This window comes from Streptomyces sp. NPDC001880, assembly GCF_053594575.1.
This window is the reverse complement of record NZ_JBSFET010000002.1, coordinates 57,491-79,937: the sequence shown is the minus strand read 5'-3', so window position 1 is coordinate 79,937 and position 22,447 is coordinate 57,491. Positions and strand designations below refer to the sequence as shown.

Below are 22,447 nucleotides of genomic sequence, written 5' to 3'. Positions count from 1 at the left end.
GGCGGTCAGGCGCCGGTCTCCGGCCAGGCGCCCCGGGCCGCCACATCCAGGATCAGCGCCGCGATGTTCCAGGCGTCGTCCGCGCCGCTGTGGTGGCGGCCCTCCAGGGGCAGGCCCGCGATCTTCAGGGCCTGGGCCATGCCGGGCCGCTTGCGCAGGCCGTAGCTTTCGGTGAAGGGGAGCTTGGCGTTGGTGTGGCGGTGGCCGAACGGGTATCGGGTACCGGTGGCCCGGCACTGGCGGGTGAACTGGTTGCGGTCGTAGTCGCCCCAGCTGGCCCACGGGCGTGCCCCGGCCCGGTGCTCGGCAGCCAGTAGTCGGCAGGCGTCGGCGAAGGGGAGGCCCGTGCCCACCTCCGCCTGGGTCAGGCCGGTCAGCTCCGTGCAGAACGCGCTGACGGTGGACCGGGCCGGGCGGACCAGGATCCGGTGGCGCGCCATCCTCTCCGCCGACCGCAGGTCGACGACCGTCAGTCCGATCTCGATGATCTCGCTGACCGCCCCCGGCGGCGGCTGTCCGTCCCAGCAGGTCGCCTCGATGTCGATGACGTTCAGGAGTTCCGGTTCCGTTCCTCTTTCCATGGGGTGAGGGTAAGGACCGGGGATGCGGGCCGGCACCGGGATTTCGCGGGCCACACGGCCACCCGTGGTTCGGCGACAAGGCAACGAGCCTCTTCTGCCGGGCAGTTCGGCCAGGTCCGGGCGGGTTGTGACGATCACCACGCGGTCCTCGGGGCGCGGCACGGAATCGCCAGCGAGCTTGTGTGTCCGGTGGGCTTCGGCGGGCGGATATCACGCAGGCACCAGGCAACCTTCCGAGCATGCGCTCCCTCTCCCGTTCCGACGAGATCACCGGGTGAACGGCTGTACCGGTTCGGGTGGTTGTGGCCTCACCCAGCTGAAAATGAGGAAAAGCATGAGAGTGAGAACTGGCGTGACCGGGCTGGTGGCCGCTGCCTGCGCGGGCGTCCTCCTGGCACCGTCCCCGGCCGGCGCGGCCCAGGCCCCCGGAGCCTCTGGGGCCAAGGCCGGTTCCTACTGCGTCGTCAAGGTCAGTGCAGGGAAGACCACCTGCTATGACACCTTCCGCGAATACATAGACGCGATGACCGGCGGCCGGATCACCGACGCCCCGGCCCCGGAGAAGGCTGCCACGGACAAGAAGTTCCAGGCCCGGCTGAACACGCTTGCCACCGGCCCCGGCACGATGGGCGAAGTGACTGGCGCCCAGCTTTACGAGAACGGCCACTTCGGCGGCCGTGCCATCGGATTCGCGCTCGGCGAGCCGTGCAAGAACGACGGCAAGTGGGATGCCGAGATCAGCGACCTCGACGACCTGAACTTCGACGACATCACCAGTTCCGTGCAGACGTGGAACAACTGTTATATCGAGCTGTATGCGAGCGCCAATTTCAAGGGGATACACAACACCTATGACCAAGCGGACTATGTCGGCGAAGCGATGAACGACCAGGCCACCTCCTACAGGCTGAAGGCCCGGGGGGAAGCCATCAACTGAAGTTGTTCCGCGAGGTCCGAGAGCCGCGCAGCGCACTGCGGCACCGGATCCGGCGGATGGCCCGCTTCGTGTACGAGGGCGGAGCGGGCCGCTGCCGCATTGGCCGACTGGTCTTCGCGCTCGTTGACGGGGTAGTGCCGGGCGTGCCGGGCCCCTGGGTCAGGCAGTGTGGACCGGGCGGGCCGGCCGGAGGTGCGGACCCGGTCGGGAGACGTGGGCGGGCACCCGGGTTCCACGGGCCTGCCCGGCCGGGGTCCGCCCGATCGAGCCGTGGCTGTCGGCGGTGGGCGCAACCGGGCCTCCGGCCGCGCCCACCTGCGTTCGGGCGGGATGTCCGCGCGGTGAGGTCAGCGGCGGGGGTGGAAGACGAACTGCCGCCCCTGCCCCTTGCCTTCCGCGAGCTTCAGCGAGAACCCTCCGGTGTCCGGCAGCAACAGGGACGGGATCTCGGTGCCCTGGGGCAGCGGATTGACCTGCCCGGTGTCGAGTGCGACGGTGACCGGCCTTTCGGATTCCCCGTCCGGCCGGGAGTAACCGTATGCGGTGCCGTCGGCTATGGACGTCAGACGGACGTAATCCGCGTCGCCGCCCTCGTAGAAGCAGTACGCCTTGCCCTGTTCGAGGTCGAAAGCAACGCTGTCCGAAACGGCGTAGCGACCGTCGGGCGACAGGGTGGGCTTGCGGGATTCGCCGTCCGAATCCGATGCGCACAGCGTGGATGCCACCAGTTTCCCGGACTTCAGGTCGTGCATGGCCGTCACCGATTGGTTTCCGTACCCGTTCTCGGGGAACCAGGTGGACAGGACGTGCTCGCCGAGGACTTCCATCATTCGGCCGCTTTCGTACTTACTGTTATGTATTTTGCTGCCCGGGGGAACGGCGTCGCCGGAGTGCCAGGCGCCGGGGACACCGAAGCCACCGTAGACCGGGAGTTGCACGACCGGACCGTCCGGGGAGAGTGCTTCCACCGGGCCCGTGCAGGGCTGGAGGCTGTCCTCACCGCAAGGAAGTTCCAACTCTTCGTACTTCGTGACGCGGCCCTTCGACAAGTCGATCGCCGTAGTGCGGTCGTCGTTTGGTCTGCTGTCCTCCCAGAGGACCAGGAGCCCATTCCCGCCGTCGACGACCCTCGGCTTGCCATGGGAAGGCATCGGTATCGAGAAGGTGCGGGCCGGAGAGATCTCCTTCCCGGAGGAGTCCGCCGGGTAGAGGAGGAGGGAGAACGTGTCATCTTCCGTGAAGGAGGGCGCCCACGCCCAGACGGCGATGTACTCGCGGTCGTCCTGGTTCACGACGAGGAGCTGCGGGAGGTGCGACGAGTCCGGGGCCACGTTCTTGCCCGGGGCCGGAGGCTGCCACGGCTGACTGCTCCAGCGCAGCGCGCCGGTGGCGGCCTCACGGGCCTCGACGACGTATTTCTCGCCCTTCTTCTGGAGGAAGGCGACGACGCCCGCCTCGGGTGCGGCCCCCACCGGCAGTTCCGTTTCGTTGCCGTCCGGCCAACTGACGTTCTGCTGCCAGCCCTTGGACGTGTCGAACCCCTTCGGTGCCTTTACCGCCGGTTTCGGGGACTTCTTGGCGCTCGGCGCGGAGCCGTTGCCCGCGCTTTCACCGCCGCCTCCACCGCAGGCTGCCAGCATCCCGGCCGCCATCACCGCGACGACGGCCTTCTTCACAGATTTCATCTGCGCCCCTCTGGTAGGGAGGTGCCCATGATCTGGCCCCCCACAAGATCACCAAAGGTCCTTATAGCACGCCCCTGCGCAGCGCCATGTCGAGGGACTGGGGGTGGTGGCGCTGCCGCATCGCCGGCGCTCCGCGCACCACCGCGGCCGTGTGTCACCTCGGTGCCATGATCCGTCGCCTGCGCAGCAGTTCGGCCAGGCCCCGGCGGGTCGCGGCGATCACCACACGGTCCTCCGGGCGCAGCACGTATCCCGGGTCCAAGTCCCAGACCAGACCCGACGGGCGGTCCGGGGTGGCCGAGTCGGGGAAGGCCAGATCCGGGCGGCGGTCGCCGGGCGGGGTGGCGTCCAGGGCGAGGACCCGCCAGGCGCCCGCCCGGAACGCCTGCTCCACCGTGCGGCCTTCCAACTGCGGATGGCCCGCCACCTCGACCGCCGCGAAGAGCATCACCTTCCGTTCGACCGGGATCGCGCCCAGGATCTGCCGGCCCATCATGGCGACCGCGAAGGCGGGGGCGGCCAGATGGGAGACGGAACGGGAGCGGGTCACGGCGTTCGGGTGGGCGGAGCGCAGGGTGCGGTAGACGGCGGTGGCGAACTCGTCGTCGAACAGGCGCAGCGCCACCCGCAGGTCCGGCTTGACCGAGCGGGCGTAGAGGGCCGCCTCCAAGTTGGTGGTGTCGATGCTGGTCAGGGCGAGGAGGGCACGGGAGCGCTGGATCTTCGCCGCCTCCAGGACGCCCTCCTGCGTGACATCGCCGAGGACCACCGGTACGTGCAGTCGGCGGGCCACCGGGATGCCGCGCGCGTCCGGGTCGTTCTCCACGCACACCACCGGTATGCCGAGTTCGCGCAGCCGGACCAGGACCCGCGTACCGATCTTGCCGAGGCCGAGCAGCACCACATGACCGGACAGGCCGCGGGGCGGGCGGCGCAGCGAGGACGCGGTGCGCAGCGAGCCGAAGGCCTCCAGGACGCCTGCGACGAGGAGCGGAAGGAGCAGCAACCCGGCTACACCGGAGAGGAGTTGGATGATCTGGCGGGCCGTCGGTTCGCCGGTCGCCGGGTCACCCATCGCGAGCAGGTCGAGCAGGGTGAGATACGCGGCGCGCAGCGGATCGACGCCGGTGGTGAGCGTGGAGGCGACGGCGAGGGCCACGACGGCCAGGCCGACGCCCAGCGCCGACCAGCGCAGCCGCCGCGAGAAGACCTGGCCGAGCGGTGCGCCCCGGCCGCCCATCCGGGGCGGCGGGCCGGACGGGCCGGCCTGGCTGACCGCTTCCAGGACGATCGTGCCGCGCCCCGTCGCCGCCGCCACCTGCCGCTCGTCGGGCAGCAGCCGGGGGCCCTCGTCGCCGCTGCTGTCGGAGCCCTCGGTGCCCGCCGGGTCATGGGTGGTGGAGGAGAGCAGCGCGAGGGTGCACAGGCCGGGGTCGGCGATCTGACCGCCCCCGGGCGGGGTGCGTTCGGCGGCGCGCAGCAGCAGGCCCTCCGCCTGGATGACCTTGCTGGAGCCGGTGAGGGCGGTCGCCGCGAGGGCGGGAGCCGCGGTGTCGGCGTCGGAGAGCACGGTGGTGGAGGCGTCCAGCGCGGCCCGGTCCAGGCCGGGGGTGGCGACCGCGGCGGCCTGGTCGAGCAAGGTTTCCAGGTGCTGGCCCAGCTTGCGGTTGTAGAGCCGGATGACCAGCCGGAGGCGGGGGTTGATGCGGCGGGCGGTCAGTGCGGCGCGGATGTTGCTCTCGTCGTCCTCGTAGACCAGCGCCAGCGCCGCGGCCGACTCGACGCCCGCCTCCTCGAAGGCGTCGTCGGACGGCTCCGACGCCTCCATGATGCGGACCGCCTCGACGCCGGCGTTGGTGTCGTCGCCGAGCGCGTCGGCGCCGCCCCCGCCGCCTCCGCCGTTGCGGTTCATCGCCGAGGACATGCGTCCGAACAGTGCCGCCGCCAGACCGCGCCCGGTCAGCGGGAGTTCGGGGCGGCGGGCGTCACGGCCGGGCGGCAGTACGAGAGTTACCCGCTCCCCGTACACATAGCGCAGTTCGACGGCGAGCCGCCGGGCCAGTGCGTCGTCGCCGCAGACGACCATGTGGCCGCTGAACGGGGAACGTTGGGGCTGCTGGGGAAGTGAGGGCACGTGACCCAGCATGCCTTGTTCCTCTTCTCCGTGAGCGTGCGGTTCTTCTGCGAGTGTGCGGTCAGCGATCTTCTGCCGGTTCGGCGGCCGGCAGCTCGGGGAGCGGGGGTGCCGCGTGCCGGGCCTTCGGGTTGGTGAGCGGATGGCGCGGGTCCGCGACCTGTACGATCGCCGACTCCACCGCCGCGATCCGGTCCGCGAGCAGCCCCAGCGCGGCGACGGCCCGGGTCATGGGGTCGCCGTCCGGGCCGCCGAGAGCCTGCGTGCGGACGTAGGAGGCGGTGATCGCGGACCAGCGCGCGGACTGCTCGGGGGTGAGCCGGCCGCGCAGCGCGGCGAGCTTCAGCAGGTTCGACTCCGCGCCGGACGTCAGCGTCTGGGCCTCGCCCGCGTAGTGGTCGTCGACGACGGCGGACAGCTCCGTGTCGTTCATCACCGGCACGATCCGTTCGGCGATCTTGTTCATGTTGCGGTACGAGCCCTGGAGCCGGAACGGCGGCTCGGTGCGCGTCGCGTCCGTCTGCGCCGCCGAGGCGATGTACGCGGCGTTCACGGCGAGCACCGTGTCCCGGGCGGTCAGCAGATGGCGCAGGACCGCGACGATCCGGTCCACCTCGGCGGGTGTGTACGGGTGCTCCAGCCGGTCCGCGCCGGACGCCGGGGCATCGGCGGAGGCGAGCCGTACGAAGCGGACGAGGTCCTCGCGGGAGCGGCCGGCGAGCGGGGCCAGCACCGGGTTGGCGGTCAGCGCGTTCTCGACGAAGCTCAGCGCGAAGACGTCCTCGCGGCCGCTCAGCACCTCGCCGAGGTTCCAGACGTCGGCCCGGTTGGCGAGCATGTCGGGGATCCGGAACCGCTCGCCCGACTCCGTGTACGGATTGCCCGCCATGCACACCGCGAACCGCTTGCCCCGCAGGTCGTGGCTGAGCGGCTCGCCGTTGCGCACGCCCTCGATGCGGCGGGTGGCGTCGCAGAGCGGGATGAACTTCTGGAGCAGTTCGGGCGATGTGTGCTGGATGTCGTCGAGGTAGAGGAGGGTGTTGTTGCCGGACTCCAGGGCGAAGTTGATCTTCTCGATCTCCTGGCGGGCGGTCGCGGTGCGGGCCTGGGCCGGGTCGAGCGAGGTCACGTCGTGGCCGAGGTTCGGTCCGCTGACCTTGACCAGGACCATGCCGAGCCGGTCGGCGACGTATTCCATCAGTGTCGTCTTGCCGTAGCCGGGCGGCGACACGAGCAGCAGCAGGCCCTGCGAGTCGGTGCGCCGGCCGGCGTCGGCGGTGCCGATCTGCTTGGCGAGGCTGTCGCCGATCAGCGGCAGGTACACCTCGTCCAGCAGCCGGTTGCGGACGAACGCCGACATGACGCGCGGCCGGTGGTCGTCCAGCCGCAGCCGGGCCCGCTCGGCGTTCACCAGGGCCGTCCGCCGACGCTGGTAGGCGCGGAAGCCGGGGACGGCCACGACGTGGAACTCGGCGGTACGGGCGAGGAGTTCGTCGAGCCGGACGGTCAGCACGCCCCGGTCGATGCGTGGATGCGTGCCGAGCAGTCCGTCCACCCGCGCGGTCAGCGGGGCCTCGCAGTCGTACCGGTCGAGCACGGGCTCCGGGCACAGCTCCACGGCGACCGCCTCCGCGAGATCCCCCGCGTCGATCGCGGTGCCGCTCGCGGCGGCGTACGAGGCGAGCCAGCCCTCGACGAGCTGGCGGCGGGCCGGCAGGCCGTCGCCGAGTGCGGCGAGATCCTCGTCGTACGCCGAAGTGCCCGTCGCGCGGCGGAACTTGTCCAGGAAGGTGCGGGCGGCGGCGCTGGTGACGAAGCCGGCCGGGCCGCTCGTCAGCTCCTCGAAGAGATACTCGGCGACGGCGGACGGCGCCTCGCCCGGGATGACGGCCGCCCACTCCTCCTGGAGGGCCTCGACGGCCGGGGCGAGGCCGAAGGTCTCCCGGGCGCGGGCCAGCGAGAGAGCCCGCCGGGTCCATGAGGTGCGGCGGGCCTCGTCCGTGCCGTATGCCCAGAAGAGCTGGGCCGCCGCCCGCACCGCGGGCGGAAAGCGCAGCAGCCCGGCCCCGGAGTGCAGCCGCAGCAGGGCGGCGAGGATCGCGGCGGCGTCCTCGTCGTGGACGCCGCGCTGATAGCCCTCGTCGTACGCGGCGGCGGCCGACTCCCGGACCAGAGCGTCGAGTTCGGCCGGATCCAGGGCGGCGAGGGTGTCCGCGCCCCGCTCGTCGAGGAGCCGGGCGGCCAGGTGCTCGCCGCGGTAGACCCGCGGGGACTCGGAGGGGAGGGTCTGCTCCCAGTACGGGCGGGTCGCCTCGAACTCCGGGTCGGTGACCGGGGCGCGGTAGTCCGTGCCGGTGAGGGCGAACGCCAACCGGTCCCCGTGCGGGACGAGCGTCAGATCGAAGGGCTGGGTGTTCACCGCGAACCGGTGCCGGCCCAGCCGGATCGTGGCACCGCCGTCCGCGTACAGCTCACTGCGGTCGCGCAGCGCCCGCCCGGCCTCCTGGCGGGCGGCGAGCAACTGCCCGTCGAGCTCCTCGGCACGCACCGGATCGCCGAGTCCGCGCAGCTCCTCGGCGGTGTGGCGGATCTTGGCGACCATCGGGTCGGAGGAGAAGTAGGTGTGGACGGCGTCCAGGTCGGGCAGGGCGGACAGCCGCCGGGAGACGGTCTCCAGGACCCGGGCCGCCGAATCCGCCAGCCGCTCGGCGCGCCGGGCACGGGCGTCCTGCAGGGTCTGCTTGCGGGCCGAGAACGCCTCGTACACCTCCGTACGGCGCTCGGCCAGCTCGGCCAGGAAGTCGTCGAACTCCGCGAACCGCGACTCAAGGTTCTCCAACTGGAGCAGCAGGCGGGCCAGTTGCTCGTCACAGGCGTCCGGCGTGTCCGAGGCGGCGATCGCCCCCGTGACGGCCTGCCCGAGCAGGGCGAACTCGGCGGCGAACTCCGCTCGGCCCTCGTGGTCGAGGAGTTCGCGGCGGCGGGCTTCGAGCGTGGCGCGGGCTCGGTTGACTCCGCCGAGGACCTCGGCGATCCGCTCCAGGATCGACGTGCGGACCGTGGTGTCCCCGATGTCGAGGCCGGTGACGACGTCCGTGACGGTGCTCAGGCCCTCCGTCATCCCGTTCAGCCGCTCGCCGAGCGCCGCCGCGTCCGCGACGGTGGCGATGGATGACGCCTCGGCGGTGAGCCGTGCGATGTCCTCGTGGTAGCCGGTGAAGGCGTCGTCCCGGCCGAGGAAGGCGACGGCGCGCTGCGCGGCCGATTCGAGGTCGGCGGCCGTGGCGGCGGAGAGTTCGGCGATCCGCTCGGTGTCCGCGTACCGCATCTCCGCGAGCGTCGCCAAGTGGCCGTGAGCGCGGCGGAGTTCGGTGAGCCGTTCCACCCAGGCGGCGGCCGAGCGCGGGGCCTCGCCGCGGATGCGGCGGACCGTCGTGGTGATCCGTTCGGCCGCTCGGTCGAGCGCTTCGGCGGCCTGCCGGGTCAGCTCCCGTACCGTCTCGAATTCGGTCAGCACCTGCTGGGCGGTGGCCTTCAGCTCCGCCAACGGGTCTGCGAGCGCGCCGAGATCGGCGTCGGTGAGCCAGTGGTAGCGGTCAAAGGCGCGGGTGCAGTCCGTGACCAGCTGCGCGTACACGGCGGCGGTCGGGGTGGTCTCGGCGGCACTGTGCGCCAGCGCCAGGCAGTCGGAGATCCCGCGCACCAGATCGGCGTTGCCGACCCGGGCCAGCGGACCCGTCCCGGCGGGGCGTGAGGCCGCGTAGGTGTCGGAGACGTACGGGGTGTGCCAGCGCTGCACGGGGTGGACGCGGGCCGGTTCGTCGCCGGTGGCGGTGGTGCGCAGCAGGACGAGCGTGCCGTCGTCGAGCAGGGCGTGGCCGCGGCCCTGGAGCGGGGTGGCTACCTCCTGCCGGATCAGGTTGTAGGGCAGCAGCAGTTCACGGCCGTCGTCGGGGGAGCGGAAGACGTACAGGACGTCCTCGCCGTTCGGGGAGCGGACGGCGCCCTCGAAGACCGGGTCGGTGAGCGGTTCCGCGATGTCGAAGGTCTTGGCGGTGCCGGTGGTGAGGTAGTAGCCGCCGGGGAAGATGATCCCCTGGTCCTCCGGGAGCCGGTGGCAGGCCGGCCCGATGCCGTCCAGGCGCAGTACGGTGCCGAGCAGCGTGTTGAAGACCAGGTACCGCCAGGACTCCTCGTTGTACGGGCGCACGCGCAGCAGGACCAGCGGCCCGGTCGTGGCGTGCTCGACCTCTGCGTCGGCGAGCGACTGCAGGGGTTCGGCGACCGGCTCCTCGTAGATCCCGTCGGGGGTGTCGGTGTCGTTGACCGTCTTGACGGTGAGGGTGCCGCCGAGCGTGTCGACGAAGAGCGCGGCGGCATCCGGGCTCTCCCCGCCCACCGCGATGTGCGGGTGGCGGCCGAGCACGTGCGACTCGCGTCCGGCGGCGGTCCAGGAGAAGTCGTGCGAGGGCGGGAAGACATGGTCGCGGTCGCCGCGCGCGTCGAGGAACGCGCCCGGCGCACCGTCCGCGGCCGACGCCCAGCGCAGCGCCCGGATGCCGTCCGCGCTCTCGCCGGTACGGAAGACGGCGAGCAGCTTTCCGTCCACCCGGCGCAGCCGCAGCAGCCGGGCGTCGCGGTAGTAGCGGTGCAGGGCCGTGAACTCGCGCACGAAGTCCTCGTCGGCCAGCAGCCCGTCCGCTGCGGGTGAGCCCAACTCCGGCCCGTACAGCGCGAGTACGTCGGAGACCTCGGCCGGGTCCGCCGCCCCCGGACCCCGCTCGAAGCCGAACAGCAGCCGCCCGCCGACGGCCGCCAGATCGCGGGGCACGGCCGCGTGCCCGGTGCGGATCTGCTCGGTGCCGGTGAGCCGGAGCCCGGTCGAGCCGAACTCCTCGGTGCGCCGCGCGTTGAGCTCCTCGGCGCGGCGTGCGAGCTCGGCGGCGCGGTCGCCGAGCCGGCGGCGCAGCACGTCGTACGTACCCGCGTCCACGGGGCCGCCGGTGGGCGCTGCGGTCGTGGTGTCGGTGTCCATACCTACGGCTCTCCCTGCTGGTGCCGCGGCAGGCAACGTTTGCCCGCCAAGGAGCGGCGTTCCGGTGCGTGCTCCCGGCGTGCCGGCCGGAAGCCCTCGTACTGGACGTACTCGGGCTCTCGTCCGGTGCGGCGAGAGTGCGTGCCGGGCGTCGCGACGGGGTGAACGTCGTCTGCCGCGGCACTGGGTGTTACGGGCAGGTGTTGCGGGCGGGGCGGCCGGCTCGGAGCCTGTCGGGTGACCTTCGACCGGAGAACGGACGCGGTCCGGTGCGTGCGTGCCAGGGCGCGTCCGCCCGGTCAGAAGTCACCCGACGGGCTCTCAGTCCTGGGCGAGGGGCGCCGACCCGTTCCGCGATACGGGTACGGCGCAGGCGTCCGCCGTCTCCGGCACCGCGGAGGCGTCCCGCCCGGTCAGTACGGAGACCGGCTGGTCCGCGAGCCCCAGCTCCTTCGCGGCGGCCAGCAGCTGCTGGATCTGTCCCGAGGAGATCCCGGCTCCCGGCGCCTTCATCATCCGCATCAGCAGCGCGGACACCGTCAGGTTCTGCACATCGCCGGTGGACACCGAGCCGAGCACCCGGGTCAGGTCGTCGGTGAACGACGAGGTGCCGTTCAGCCACGGACCCGCGAGGGCCTTCGCCGTCCGCGAGTTCTCCACGAAGCCGTCGAAGCTCTTGCCCATCGAGATGGACGAGACCAGCCGGTCGAAGAAGACCGACTCCCCGCCGACGATGTCGATGTCGGCGTTCTCCAGGCCCGTGGCCAGCACCGTCGCCTGTGCCTCGGCCACCTGGCGCTGCACATCGAGGCCGGCCAGCCGGATTTCCTTCTCCGCGGCGAGCCGCAGCCGGTACTCCTCGTGCCCGCGTGAGGCGTCGTCCAGCGCCGCCATCGCGGCCGCCTTCTCGGTCAGGCCCGCCGCCTCGGCCTTCAGCTTCTCGCCGATCATCGCCGCGTCGGCCGTCGCCTGGGCCTGCGTGCCCTCGGCCGTGGCCAGCGCCTTGAGCCTGGCCCCCTCCGCCTCGGCCCTGAGCCGGGCGGACGCGGCCTCGGCCTCGGCGAGACCCTTCTTCTCGATGACGTCGGCCTCCGCGTCCTGCACCTGGACCTGAGCAAGACCGGGCGCCGCGGACTCCGCCTGGACGCCCTCGGCCAGCCGCAGCTTCGCCTGGGCGTCCAGGTCCGCGGTCTTGAGCCGGGCCTCGGCGAGCGTCAGCTGCTCGGCGGCCAGGTGGGTGGCGGCGGCCTCCGCGGCCTCGGCGGCCTTGATGTCCTTGACCAGCTTCTCCTGGGCCTCCGCCTCGGCGGCGATGATGACCGACCTGCGGGTGCGCTCCGACTCCTCGACGGCCCGCAGCGTCTTGATGGACTCCTCCTGCTCGGCGACCGTACGGTCCACCGCGATCCGCTCCCGGATCACATCGGCGACCTCGCGGCGCTCGGCCTCGACCTCCTTCGTGGCGGCGATGCGGTCGAGCTCGGTCTGCCGCTCGCGCCCGATGACCTCGATCAGCCGGTCCTTCTCGATGCGCTCGTTCTCCACGGCGATGACACGCTCGCGGTTCTTCTGCGCGACGGCGATCTCCCGGGCCTGGTTCTCGCGCTGGATGCCGAGCTGCTCCTCGGTGCGGATGAACGCGGCCTGGGCGCCCAGTCGTTCCTCCTCCTGGACCTTGGCGGTGGCGGCCTCCTCGCGGGCGCGCAGCGTCTCGACCTCGCGGCGCTGCTTGATCTCGGCCTCGGCCTGCCGGCGCTCCAGCTCCAGGATGGTCTCGCGGGCGTCGACGTCCTGCCGGGTGATTTCCTTCTGCTCGCTGCGCTGGAACTCGTTGGTGCGTACGTGCTCGATCGCCGTCAGCTCGGTGATCTTGCGGATGCCCTGTGCGTCGAGGATGTTGGCGCCGTCGAGCTGCGTCATCGGCGTCTGCTCGAGGAAGTCGATCGCGGCGTCGTCGAGGTGGTAGCCGTTCAGGTCCGTGCCGATGACCCGGATGATCCGGTCCCGGAACTCCTCGCGCTTGGTGTAGAGATCGACGAAGTCCAGCTGCTTGCCGACCGTCTTGAGCGCCTCGGCGAACTTCGCGCCGAAGAACTCCTGGATCGCCACCTTGTCGCTGGCCCGCTCCGTACCGATGGACTGGGCGACCTTGATGACGTCCTCGACGGTCTTGTTGACCCGCACGAAGAAGTTGATGTGGATGTCGGCGCGGATGTTGTCCTGGCAGATCAGACCCTCGCGCCCGGTGCGGCGGATCTCGATGGTCTTCACCGAGATGTCCATGGTCTCGGCCTTGTGCAGCACCGGCAGGACGACGGCACCGGTGAAGGTGACGTCGACCTTCTTGGTCTTGGAGATGATCAGCGCCTTGCCCTGCTCGACCTTGCGGAAGAGCCGGCTGATCACGAGGAGCAGGGCGACGGCGATGAGCAGGACAACGGCTACGAGCACACCGAAGCCCAGGGTGATGGCATCCATGACAGTCCTTGACGGCTGGTGAGGAAGATGGTGAAAGGGAATGTGGGGGCGCGCGGCGGTCCCGGCAGCGGGTCGGCCGGTTGTAGTCGTCCGGGCGCCGGAGCGGCGTGGGTGGTCAGCCGGTGCGGCGCGGGGCGCGGCGCGCGGCAGTGCGCGGCGCCGTGCGTGGTCGGGGCGTGGGCGGACCCGGGTCCAGCGCCTTGTCGTACGGCGAGACCCAGAAGAACTCGCCCTCGTCGTCGTATGCGTAGAGGAGTCCCGCACTGCCCGCGGCGAGGGCCGTACCGTCCGCCGGGGCGAGCAGCCTGACCTGGACGATCGCGGTGGAGCCGTCGTCCGCCGTGACCTCGGCCTGGCCGAAGTCGGAGCTGACGGAGCCGGTACGGATCGTGCAGACGCGGCCCAGGAAGTCCTGCCGCGATGGCGGAGGTCCGTCCGGGAAGCTCCGGCGGAAGCAACGCACCAGCATCCGCAGCACGGCCAGGCCGAGCAGCAGCGCCCCGGCGAGCACGGCGCAGGCGAGCGCGGCCCGGGTGAGGCCGGTGACGTGGCTGCGGTGCAGCAGGACCGTACCGGTGAGGCTCGCGAACCAGCCGACGACGACCATCACGGACACCGAGACGGTGACCGGCACCCCGCCGATCCCGGCAAGGTCGGTGTCGATGTCGCCGTCGAAGGAGTGGTGGTCGGCCGCACCGGCCAGCACGAGGAGCCAGAAGAAGACGACGACGGACAGTGCGGCGCCGAACAGAACGGCGGGAAAGGCGGTCGCCGCGCTCAGGAACTCCTGCATCCGTCCACCCCCTTGTCATGCCGGGCGGCCGACGGTGGCCCAGGTGCTGCGGCGCCGCATGGAGCGGCGCCGCAGCAGCCGGGTCGTCCCCCGTGTCCCCCGTGTTTCCCCCGGTTGGTGCTGACCGGATCGTGTCATTCGGGGGCACCGCATCGCACTGCCGGAATCCGGCAATCTTTGCCCTTCCTTGATGCCGGGCACCGGCACCAACCGGTATGCGTTGTGTGAGTGTCAAGGTCCCGTCAGGACTGGAGGAGAAAGCGTGCCGGAGCCGGAGATACCCGATGAACTTCTGGGTGACTATGCCCGCATCCTCACGGATGTGGCCGCCACCGGCCGTCGGCTCACCCGGGACGAGCTGGAGGAGCGCCGTCGGCTCGGCCGCGAGGCCGCCGAGGCCGGGTTCCAGCTGCGCGCCCTGGTCGTCCGTCATCTCGCGGCGACCCGCGCCGACTGGCCGCTCGGCACCCTTGCCGACGGCGCGGCCACGGAATCGGTGCTGGCCGCGGTCGAGCAGGCCGTCGACGCCTTCGCGGAGGGCTTCGAGCGGGCCCAGCGGATGACCGTGCGCCGCGAGGAGGCGGCGCGCCGGGAGTTCATCGACGACCTGCTGTACGGGCGCAGCGATCTGGGCCGGCTCGCCGAGCGGGCCACCCGCTTCGGGCTGCGGCTCTCCCGCGCCCACGCGGTCGCGGTGGCGACGGGCCCGGAGGCGTACACGGAGACCGACGCCGTGCCGCGCACGGTCGAGGCGGCGCTGCTCGCCCGTTTCAGCGGCCGGAAGATCCTGCTGACGACGAAGGACGGGCGGCTGGTCTGCATCGCCCCGGGCAGCCAGCCCGACGTGCTGCGGTACTTCGCCAAGCAGTCGCACGCGGCGACGGACGGCGGCCGCGTCGCGGTGGGCCGCCCGCACCAAGGGCCCGGCGGCGTGGTCCACTCCTACGACGAGGCGCTGGACGCGCTGGACCTGGCGGAGCGGATGGATCTGGACGATCCGGTGCTGTACGCCGCCGATCTGCTGGTCTATCCGGTGCTGACCCGCGACCGGCAGGCGATGGCCGATCTGGTGCGCAGCCAGCTGGGTCCGCTCCAGCAGGCCCGCGGAGGTGCCGAGCCGCTGCTGCAGACGCTCACCGTCTACTTCGACGCGGGTTGTGTGGCCGCCGAGACGGCCCGGCGGCTGTCGCTGAGCGTGCGGGCGCTGACCTACCGGCTGGAGCGGATCCACCAGCTGACCGGCGCCGATCCGTCGGATCCGATGCACCGTTACACCCTGCAGACGGCGGTCATCGGCGCCCGGCTGCTGGACTGGCCGGCCAAGGAGCTGTGACGGGGCGGGCACCACAGGACCCCGCGTCCGCCGACGGGTGCCGTGGACGCGGGGTCCGTGAAGGAGTGGCCGGGGACGCGCAGGGGGGAGTCGCGCATCCCCGGCCCGCCGGGCGCCGACCGGTGGTCAGTCGGTCCGCGCTTCTTCCGGCGGTTCGGGGCCGGACCGGGGGCGGTCCGGGGGCAGGGCGAAAGGCCCCGCGGTCTTTCGGGCTCTACAGGTCGAACTCGTGCGGCGGGAGATCGAGGGCGAAGCACGCCTCGCGCACGACGGCCTGCTCCGTCTTGTCGAAGTCGCCGTCGGCGCCGCCGATGACGATGCCGATCTGGATGACGGCACGCGCCTCCGTCGGCTTCTTCTTCGCCTTGCCAATCTCCTGGAGCACGCTGACCTTGCCGAAGGCGAAGTCGGCCGTGAGCTTGTTCACGTAGTCGTTGAAGCGGCGCTGCAGATCGTCCGCCGGGAAGTTCTGCAGGACATCGTTGGTGGCGATCAGTGAGGCGACGCGCTGGCGCTCGGACGGGTCGATGGAACCGTCGGCCGCGGCGACGAGGGCGCACATGGCCATGCTCGCGTCGCGGAACGCCCCGCTCTTCAGGTCGTTCTTCTTCGCTTCCAGCTGCGACTGCATCGACGAGGCGGATTCCTTGATCCGATCCCACAGTGCCATGACGTCTCCATACGTTGCGTTGCGGTGCGTTGCCGGATTGAGGTCCAACTCTACAGACGTGTAGAAGTTAGCAGCAGGAGCGCCCGCTGTGTCCCGGAAACGGCGGTCAGTAGGATGCTGCGACGCCGCGGCCGACGCGGCATCGCAGAAGGGCGGACCCCCGATGGACTCGGCCAGGCCCGGCCACCACCCGGACAACCACCACCTGGACAACGAACCACCGCGCGACGGAGTGCCCGCCGCCGCGGAACAGCTCTCCGGCCTCGACGCGGTCGCAGCCGGAGGCCCCGGCGCCGCACGTCCCCAAGGTGGGCGGCTGCGCAGGCGCGGGCAGGGCGAACTGGAGGCCCAGGTGCTCGCCGTGCTGCGCTCGGCGAACGGCCCCGTGACGGCCGGCTGGGTCCAGGAGCACCTCGAAGGCGACCTCGCGTACACCACCGTCATCACGATCCTCTCCCGCCTCTACGCGAAGAAGGCCGTGACCCGCTCCCGCGAGGGCCGCTCCTACACCTGGACCTCCGCCGACGAGGCCGGTCTCGCGGCCCTGCGGATGCGCCGCGTGCTGGACGGCGAACGGGACCGGGACGCCGTGCTCGCCCGCTTCATCTCGGCCCTCTCACCCGGTGACGAGGAGCGGCTGCGCGCCCTGCTGGCGCGGGCGGACGCCCCGGAGAATCCGGACGACCCCCGTGACACGGAAAGCCTGTAGCCCGCCCATGGGTGTCTTCGTCTGCCTGCCGCTCGTGCTGCCGCTGACCGCGCTGCCGATCGCGCGCCTGGCCGAACAGCATCTGCACCCCCGCAGCGCGACCCGGCTGCTCGCCGTCGTCGGCGTGCTGCTCGCCCTGTGCAGCACGCTCTGCCTGGGGCTGCTGATGGTGGTGGGCACCGCCCAGCTGCCGGGCAACCCGCTGCCGGACAGCTGGTCGGACCCTCAGGTGCGGGCGGCGGTGCCGTACGAGGTGAAGGCGGGCATCGTCGCGATCGGGGCACTGGCGGCGGTCATCGGGGCGTGCGGGTGGACGGTGTACCGCCATGTGCGGCTGCGTATCGGTGCGGGCCGTGCGCTGGCCGCCGCGCCCTCCGCCGTCTCGGGCGACGTCGCGGTGCTCCCGGACCCGGAGCCGTACGCCTACGCGCTGCCCGGGAGGCCGGGTCGGGTCGTCGTCTCGACCGCGATGACCCAGTGCCTGGACGCCCGTGAGCGGCGGGCCCTGATCGCCCATGAGCGGGCCCATCTGGCCGCCCGGCACCACCGCTATCTGCTGGCCGCCCAGCTCGCGGCACGCGCCAACCCGTTCCTGCTGCCGCTGCGTACCGCGGTGTCGTTCAGCACCGAGCGGTGGGCGGACGAGGAGGCCGCGTGCGCGGTCGGCGACCGGCGGGTGGTGGCGGTCGCGGTCGGCAAGGCGGCGTTGTACGCGCACCGCGCCCCGGACGTCTCGGCCGGCTTCGCCGCCTTCGCCGCCCCGGCGGGCCCCGTGCCGCGCCGGGTCGCCGCGCTGCTCGCCCCGGTTCCGCCGGTGCGGCTGTGGCCGCCGTCCTCCGCCCATGTCGCCCTCGCGGCGCTGATCGCGGCGGTGGGCACGGCGGCCTCGGCGCTGTCGTCGCTCAACGCGACCGTGACACTGGTGGGGATCCTGCAAGCGGCTACCCCGCTGTGAGCCGTGCGGGCTTCGGCGGACGACCGTCCGCCGGGCCCGCACGGTCGGCTTCGGCCCGGCTTCGGCCCGGTTCCGCCGGTGCGGCTGCTGCCCCCGGCCTCGGCCCGGCCTCAGTCGGTGGAGGAGGCGAACTCCTCCTGGACGGCGGATGCGGCGGGCGCCGGACGCGCCGCGGCGATCTCGCCGCCGCCCTTGCCGCTGCCGTCGCGGCCGCGCCATGCCTGGATTTTGGCCACGACCGGCTCGGTCCAGCGGGCGGTGAGCGGTCCGACGATGACGAGGATGAGGACGTAGGCGGTGGCGATGGGCCCGATCCGGGGCTCGGTCGCCACGGCCAGACCGGCGATGACGATGGAGAACTCGCCACGGGCGACGAGCGTTCCGCCGGCTCGCCACCGCCCGCGCGAACCGATTCCGGCCCGCCGGGCCGCGTACCAGCCGGTGGCGATCTTGGTGAAGACGGTGACGATCGCCAGCAGCGCCGCGGGGAGCAGCACCGGCGGGATCTCGGCCGGGTTGGTGGAGAGCCCGAAGAACACGAAGAAGACGGCGGCGAACAGGTCCCGCAGCGGTGTCAGCAGCTTGCGAGCCCCCTCGGCGACCTCGCCCGAGAGCGCGATCCCGACCAGGAACGCGCCGACGGCGGCGGAGACCTGCAGCTGCTGGGCCACACCGGCCACCAGGACGGTCAGCCCGAGGACGACCAGCAGCAGCATCTCCGGATTGTCGGAGGACACCGCCCGGCTGATCAGCCGGCCGTGCCGCAGCGCCAGATAGAGCACGAACCCGACGGTGCCGAGCGCGATGAGCAGGGCCATGCTGGCCCCGGCGAGGCCCACTCCCGCGAGCATCGCGGTGAGCAGCGGCAGATAGATGGCCATCGACAGGTCCTCGATGACGAGCACGCCGAGGATGACGGGCGTCTCCCGGTTGCCGAGCCGCCCGAGGTCGGTGAGCACCTTGGCGATGACCCCGGACGACGAGATCCAGGTGACCCCGGCCAGCGCGACCGCCCCCGTGGGCCCCCAGCCGAGCAGCAGCCCGGCCACCGCACCCGGGGTCGCGTTGAGCACGAAGTCCACGGCTCCGGACGGGTACTGCGTCTTGAGGCTGGTCACCAGCTCCGAGGCGCTGTACTCCAGGCCGAGCAGGAGCAGCAGCAGGATGACGCCGATCTCGGCGCCGACGGCGGTGAATTCCTCACTGGCGCCCAGCGGCAGCAGCCCGCCCTCGCCGAAGGCGAGTCCGGCCAGCAGGTAGAGCGGGATCGGCGAGAGCCCGATGCGGCCGGCGAACCGTCCGATGAGTCCGAGCCCCAGAATGACGGAGCCGAGCTCCACCAGCAGTGCGGTCGTGTCGTGCACGGTCAGCCCTCCGCGATGATCTCGGAGAGCGCGTCGACGCCCTCCCGTGTTCCGACGACTACGAGCGTGTCCCCGATGGCGAGCCGGAAGTCCGGCTCCGGTGACGGATGCGCACTGTGCGTCCGCAGCACCGCCACGATCGAGGCCCCCGTCCGGGTCCGGGCCTTGGTGTCCCCGAGCAGCCGTCCGCCGTACGGGGAGCGGGTCCCGAGCGGGATGTGCTCGGTGACCAGGTCGATGCCCTCGGTGCGTACGGCGTCGATGGGTGCCGCGTCGATGAGGTGCGCGAGACCGGTGGCCTCCTGCGGTGTCAGGGGTACCGAGAGTCGGCACGAATCAGGGTCGTCCTGGTCGTAGAAGCCGATGAACCGGCGTCCGTCGTGGTGGACGACGACGGAGATGTGCTGGCCCGACTCGGTCGTGTAGTCGTACTGCACACCGACTCCGGGCAGCGTGGTGCGGTGGGTTCCCATGGCTTCCTCCCGAGAGGTTCGGTGGCTCTTGACGCTCTTGGTGATCTCTTTATCCGCTTATTACCCTATCCGGAGGGTCCCGCCGCCTGCGGGGTGCGGGGCTGCCGGGCGCGGAGCGCGAATCCGATTCTCGTCACCCGGTCCATGACAAAGGCCCTGGTCGCCGACCAGGGCCTTGCTCGTTCTCCGGACCATCACCGGGCGCAAGCATGTCCGGGCCGGCCGGCCCGAAGCAGGTCACCCGAGCACGGATCAACGACTCGGCATATGGGGAATTTTCCAGCCGGAGATGTCCGTAATGAACTCTTGGTAGGAACGATTCGACCCTTTGGGCTCCGCAAGCAGTCCCTGTGTCAAAGCTGCGGATACGACCTCGGGCCCATCGCTCTCCCTGAAGCGTGGGCTGGTCAGAAGGCCTTCGAGATCCTCTTTCGGAGTCTGCCGACGCCCGCTGTCCTTCCCCTGCCATGTCGCCGGGATTTTCCACGAGGATCGGTAGAGCGTAAACGCATCCGGAAAGAGGAGGAGCCATGCTTCGGACTCTGCTGCAGCAAGCGCGTAGACGGAGGAGGAGTCACCCGTCGCTTTGGCCAGCGCAGCCGATACAGCCTTCCGTGCAGTGTCGTAGGCGGGCCCAGGGCAAGCATCCATGTCTTCGTGGACAGCGATCCCCACGAACTCGCCGGCCTTCAGCCGGGCTTTGCCACGCGCCTTGCTCACCAAGGTGCCCGCTGCCGTCGCCAGGTCGGCACCGGACTTCTTTCGCAGCCGCACCGGGTCGGTGATCTCGGTGAGAGTGACGGTAGCCGCAAGGTCGGGATGGGCGGCCCTGATGAACGCGGCCAGTATGCGGCGATCGTTCGCACTCTCGCCCGCAAGCACAACCACACCCCGCCTCAGGGGCTTGGCTATGCGCCTGCGGCTCACAGTTCGTCCTCCGTCAGATCGCCGCCCAGTACCCCGGAGAACCACAGCTCACCGAGGGGCTGATCGCCTGTCTCGGCAACGATCGTCTCGATCTCGTCCGTTGTCAGAGCGGGGATGATGGACGCACCGTCTTCGTCGCGGTCGCACACGATGAACTCGTGAGGCTCCAATCGATCGACGAGCGCCGGCGAGTGGGTCGCCACGATGAACTGCGTTCGCGCCGACGCTTCTCTCATCCGCTCCACAATGAGTTCAAGGGCTTGAGGGTGCAGACCGTGGTCGATCTCCTCGACGCACGTCAGGGCCGGAGGCTGGGGATCGTAGAGCATGGCCAGCAGACCTAGAAGACGCACCGTTCCGAACGAGGCGTCAGCGAGCGGAGTGGGACGGCGCAGGCCGTGTTCATGAAGCACCACCGCAAGTCGATCCGCATAGCCACCGACCTGCTCGAATTCGATGGCATCCAATTGGGGAAGGATACGGCGGGCATCACGTGTCAGATGCTCCCAGCGCGCCTCGTCCGTACTGAGGTGGATCAGAAACGCCGCCAGATTCTCCGCATGGGACTCCAAGCGGCCGGCCCTGATCGATTGAGTGCGTGTCGGCTGCCGAGCAGCGGCAACGTCCACGTCGAAAACCCTGAAGGATGACAAGCGGTCTGCAACTCTCGTAACCTCCTCCCCGCCGTCCGAACGCCCCAACCGGGGCAGGGTGGACAGACCACTGCTCAACCGCTGGATACCGAAACTGCCTCCGTCGGACTCGCGGCCGGCCCTCTTGTCCACGACGCGGGCTTCATCCCCGGAAATCGTGATACGGCGGCCTCTCCCCTGTGTCCGCTTGAACTGAAAACTCTCCTGGCGTGACAGGGTGTAGGAGTAGCGGCTACCCGGCATGGAACGCCTGCGAATGGTCAGCGAGTACTCGTCCGGAGCTTTGGCGCTCGCATGCGTCGTCCAATCCGCCTTGAGCCGGATCGCCATCGATGTCGGTGGTTTGTCTCCACCCCAGAAGGCCACCTCGTCGAATCCACCACGTTCGTCGAGCGCGGGCTGGAGGTCGGTCCGGATGATTGCGGCAAGAAAGTCGAACACTTTGAGTACGTTCGACTTGCCCACTCCATTGGGGCCCACCAGGACAGTGAGTGGTCCGAGTGGGATGGTCACGTCGCGAAGGCTGCGGAAGTTCTCGACGCGTAGTTCCAGAAGGCGGCCGGGCATGGGATGAACCTATCGGGTAGCAGATCGCCGGGTGACGTAAATGCCCTGAGCTGACGCGTCAAGCCTGATGCGCTCTTGGGGTGTCGCGGATCGAACAGAATTCCACGCTGCCGGCCCGCCATCCGGGGTGGCTCACCGTGCTGATCGGCGGGCGACAAGGCCGAGCAACCTTCTATTGCGACTGTCTTCACACATGGCCTCCGCAGCAGATGATGTCAGTGGCGATCCTTCAGGAAACAGCCCATGGTGCAGCGTAGGCCGTGCAGCTGACACTGCCACCCGCCTCCGTGAAGCCCCGGAGACCGACCGGTAGGCAGAGGTGCGGGAGTGACGATCCCACCAGGAGACGGCGCACCCCACCCTCGGTGCAGGCGCGAAGGACCGACAAGGAGCGTGACCGGGGAAGGCCACCAGCGGTCAGCTGCTGGTCATTCCGTCGGTCGCCATCCGGTGCCAGACCTCACTGGCCCGCTGCCGCAGCGCGGGAACGAGTTCCGAGTTGTCCCCGCGTTCGGCGCTCTGGAGCAGTTCGGTGATGACCACCAGTTCTGCGAAGCGCCCGGCGCCACTGTCGAGAACGGTGGGCAGTTCCTTGCGGACGCGTTCTGCGGTCTCCGGTACCCCGATGCTGTAGGCGTGCAGCAGGGCGGCGTCGTAGCCGGTTTGGCGCCATCGAGTTGGAGGACGAGCACGTCGTGGTCGTCCCAGTGGACACCGAAGCCCTCTTCGGGTGTCCAAGAGGCGTAGGCGTTGACCTGGGTTCCGGTGCGCAGATGTCGTTCCAGCTCCTGGGCGAGACGGCCGATACCCGGGTGCAGTTCGTCGATCGCGTCCAGGACGAGGGTGGCGCCCTCGGCGAGGCGACGGTGCAGTTCGGCGGGCTTGAGCCGGTGCCACACGGTGCTGCGACGCGTGGTGACCGGCACGGAGTAGGCGTGTTGCGGTAGCGCCTCGCCGTCCACCGAGAGGCGCAGGCGGGGCGGTTCGATCCGGTGGTGGGTGAGCAGGGCGTTCAGGTCGTCCCATCCGAGCAGGCCGCCGAAGCGGCCCGGCTCGCCGGGGAAGTGGCGGTAGGTGCGGCCGTACACCTGGGCGAGGAAGTCCTCGCCCAGGTGCGCGACCACCGTGGGTACATCGGTGGTCATCAGTTACG

At 70.9% G+C, this 22,447-nt stretch carries 16 protein-coding genes; 4 read left to right on the top strand and 12 right to left on the bottom strand.

Annotated features, from left to right (window positions below):
* Window positions 1-5: 5 nt before the first annotated feature.
* Entirely contained in the window at window positions 6-581 is a 576-nt protein-coding gene (locus ACWCQ6_RS01880; RefSeq protein ID WP_451084808.1) for an exonuclease domain-containing protein, read from the bottom strand.
* Window positions 582-933: 352 nt separating this feature from the next.
* Between ACWCQ6_RS01880 and ACWCQ6_RS01875 the strand changes: the two genes are divergently transcribed.
* A complete protein-coding gene (locus tag ACWCQ6_RS01875; protein ID WP_451084807.1) occupies window positions 934-1,518 on the top strand; it encodes a hypothetical protein in 585 nt (194 codons plus the stop codon).
* 347 nt (window positions 1,519-1,865) lie between these two features.
* On the opposite strand, the gene ACWCQ6_RS01870 is transcribed toward ACWCQ6_RS01875, so the two are convergent.
* The 5 genes from ACWCQ6_RS01870 to ACWCQ6_RS01850 all read right to left on the bottom strand — a co-directional run bounded on the left by ACWCQ6_RS01870 (window position 1,866) and on the right by ACWCQ6_RS01850 (window position 13,643).
* Window positions 1,866-3,203: a hypothetical protein gene (locus tag ACWCQ6_RS01870; protein WP_451084806.1), complete on the bottom strand. Its 1,338-nt coding sequence runs from the start codon at window positions 3,201-3,203 to the stop codon at window positions 1,866-1,868.
* Window positions 3,204-3,357: 154 nt separating this feature from the next.
* Window positions 3,358-5,349, bottom strand: coding sequence for an NAD-binding protein (locus ACWCQ6_RS01865; RefSeq protein ID WP_451084805.1), 1,992 nt, complete (start codon window positions 5,347-5,349; stop codon window positions 3,358-3,360).
* A gap of 49 nt (window positions 5,350-5,398) precedes the next feature.
* Entirely contained in the window at window positions 5,399-10,372 is a 4,974-nt protein-coding gene (locus tag ACWCQ6_RS01860) for a DNA repair ATPase (RefSeq protein ID WP_451084804.1), read from the bottom strand.
* 321 nt (window positions 10,373-10,693) lie between these two features.
* Complete coding sequence (locus tag ACWCQ6_RS01855) at window positions 10,694-12,850, bottom strand: flotillin family protein (protein WP_451084803.1); 2,157 nt, start codon at window positions 12,848-12,850, stop codon at window positions 10,694-10,696.
* A gap of 115 nt (window positions 12,851-12,965) precedes the next feature.
* Complete coding sequence (locus ACWCQ6_RS01850) at window positions 12,966-13,643, bottom strand: hypothetical protein (RefSeq protein WP_451084802.1); 678 nt, start codon at window positions 13,641-13,643, stop codon at window positions 12,966-12,968.
* Between the two features lie 262 nt (window positions 13,644-13,905).
* Here ACWCQ6_RS01850 and ACWCQ6_RS01845 point away from each other — a divergent pair, with 262 nt between their 5' ends.
* Window positions 13,906-14,976, top strand: a complete 1,071-nt coding sequence (locus ACWCQ6_RS01845; protein ID WP_451084801.1) for a PucR family transcriptional regulator — start codon at window positions 13,906-13,908, stop codon at window positions 14,974-14,976.
* Between the two features lie 214 nt (window positions 14,977-15,190).
* Here ACWCQ6_RS01845 and ACWCQ6_RS01840 read toward each other — a convergent pair whose 3' ends face one another.
* Entirely contained in the window at window positions 15,191-15,646 is a 456-nt protein-coding gene (locus ACWCQ6_RS01840; protein ID WP_451084800.1) for a tellurite resistance TerB family protein, read from the bottom strand.
* Between the two features lie 163 nt (window positions 15,647-15,809).
* On the opposite strand from ACWCQ6_RS01840, the gene ACWCQ6_RS01835 reads away from it, so the two are divergent.
* Together ACWCQ6_RS01835 and ACWCQ6_RS01830 are read left to right on the top strand one after the other, a co-directional pair.
* Complete coding sequence (locus ACWCQ6_RS01835) at window positions 15,810-16,355, top strand: BlaI/MecI/CopY family transcriptional regulator (protein ID WP_451084799.1); 546 nt, start codon at window positions 15,810-15,812, stop codon at window positions 16,353-16,355.
* 7 nt (window positions 16,356-16,362) lie between these two features.
* Window positions 16,363-17,310 (top strand): M56 family metallopeptidase, encoded by a 948-nt coding sequence (locus ACWCQ6_RS01830; protein ID WP_451084798.1) that lies wholly within the window; start codon window positions 16,363-16,365, stop codon window positions 17,308-17,310.
* A gap of 110 nt (window positions 17,311-17,420) precedes the next feature.
* On the opposite strand, the gene ACWCQ6_RS01825 is transcribed toward ACWCQ6_RS01830, so the two are convergent.
* The 5 genes from ACWCQ6_RS01825 to ACWCQ6_RS01805 form a co-directional block, all read right to left on the bottom strand.
* On the bottom strand, window positions 17,421-18,674 hold the full coding sequence (locus tag ACWCQ6_RS01825; protein WP_451084797.1) for a cation:proton antiporter: 1,254 nt from the start codon (window positions 18,672-18,674) through the stop codon (window positions 17,421-17,423).
* Between the two features lie 2 nt (window positions 18,675-18,676).
* Window positions 18,677-19,147, bottom strand: a complete 471-nt coding sequence (locus ACWCQ6_RS01820) for a cation:proton antiporter regulatory subunit (RefSeq protein WP_451084796.1) — start codon at window positions 19,145-19,147, stop codon at window positions 18,677-18,679.
* Between the two features lie 252 nt (window positions 19,148-19,399).
* On the bottom strand, window positions 19,400-20,029 hold the full coding sequence (locus tag ACWCQ6_RS01815) for a hypothetical protein (RefSeq protein ID WP_451084795.1): 630 nt from the start codon (window positions 20,027-20,029) through the stop codon (window positions 19,400-19,402).
* A 41-nt stretch (window positions 20,030-20,070) separates the two neighbouring features.
* Window positions 20,071-21,294, bottom strand: a complete 1,224-nt coding sequence (locus tag ACWCQ6_RS01810) for an AAA family ATPase (RefSeq protein WP_451084794.1) — start codon at window positions 21,292-21,294, stop codon at window positions 20,071-20,073.
* Between the two features lie 428 nt (window positions 21,295-21,722).
* Complete coding sequence (locus tag ACWCQ6_RS01805) at window positions 21,723-22,439, bottom strand: JmjC domain-containing protein (RefSeq protein WP_451084793.1); 717 nt, start codon at window positions 22,437-22,439, stop codon at window positions 21,723-21,725.
* Between the last annotated feature and the right edge of the window lie 8 nt (window positions 22,440-22,447).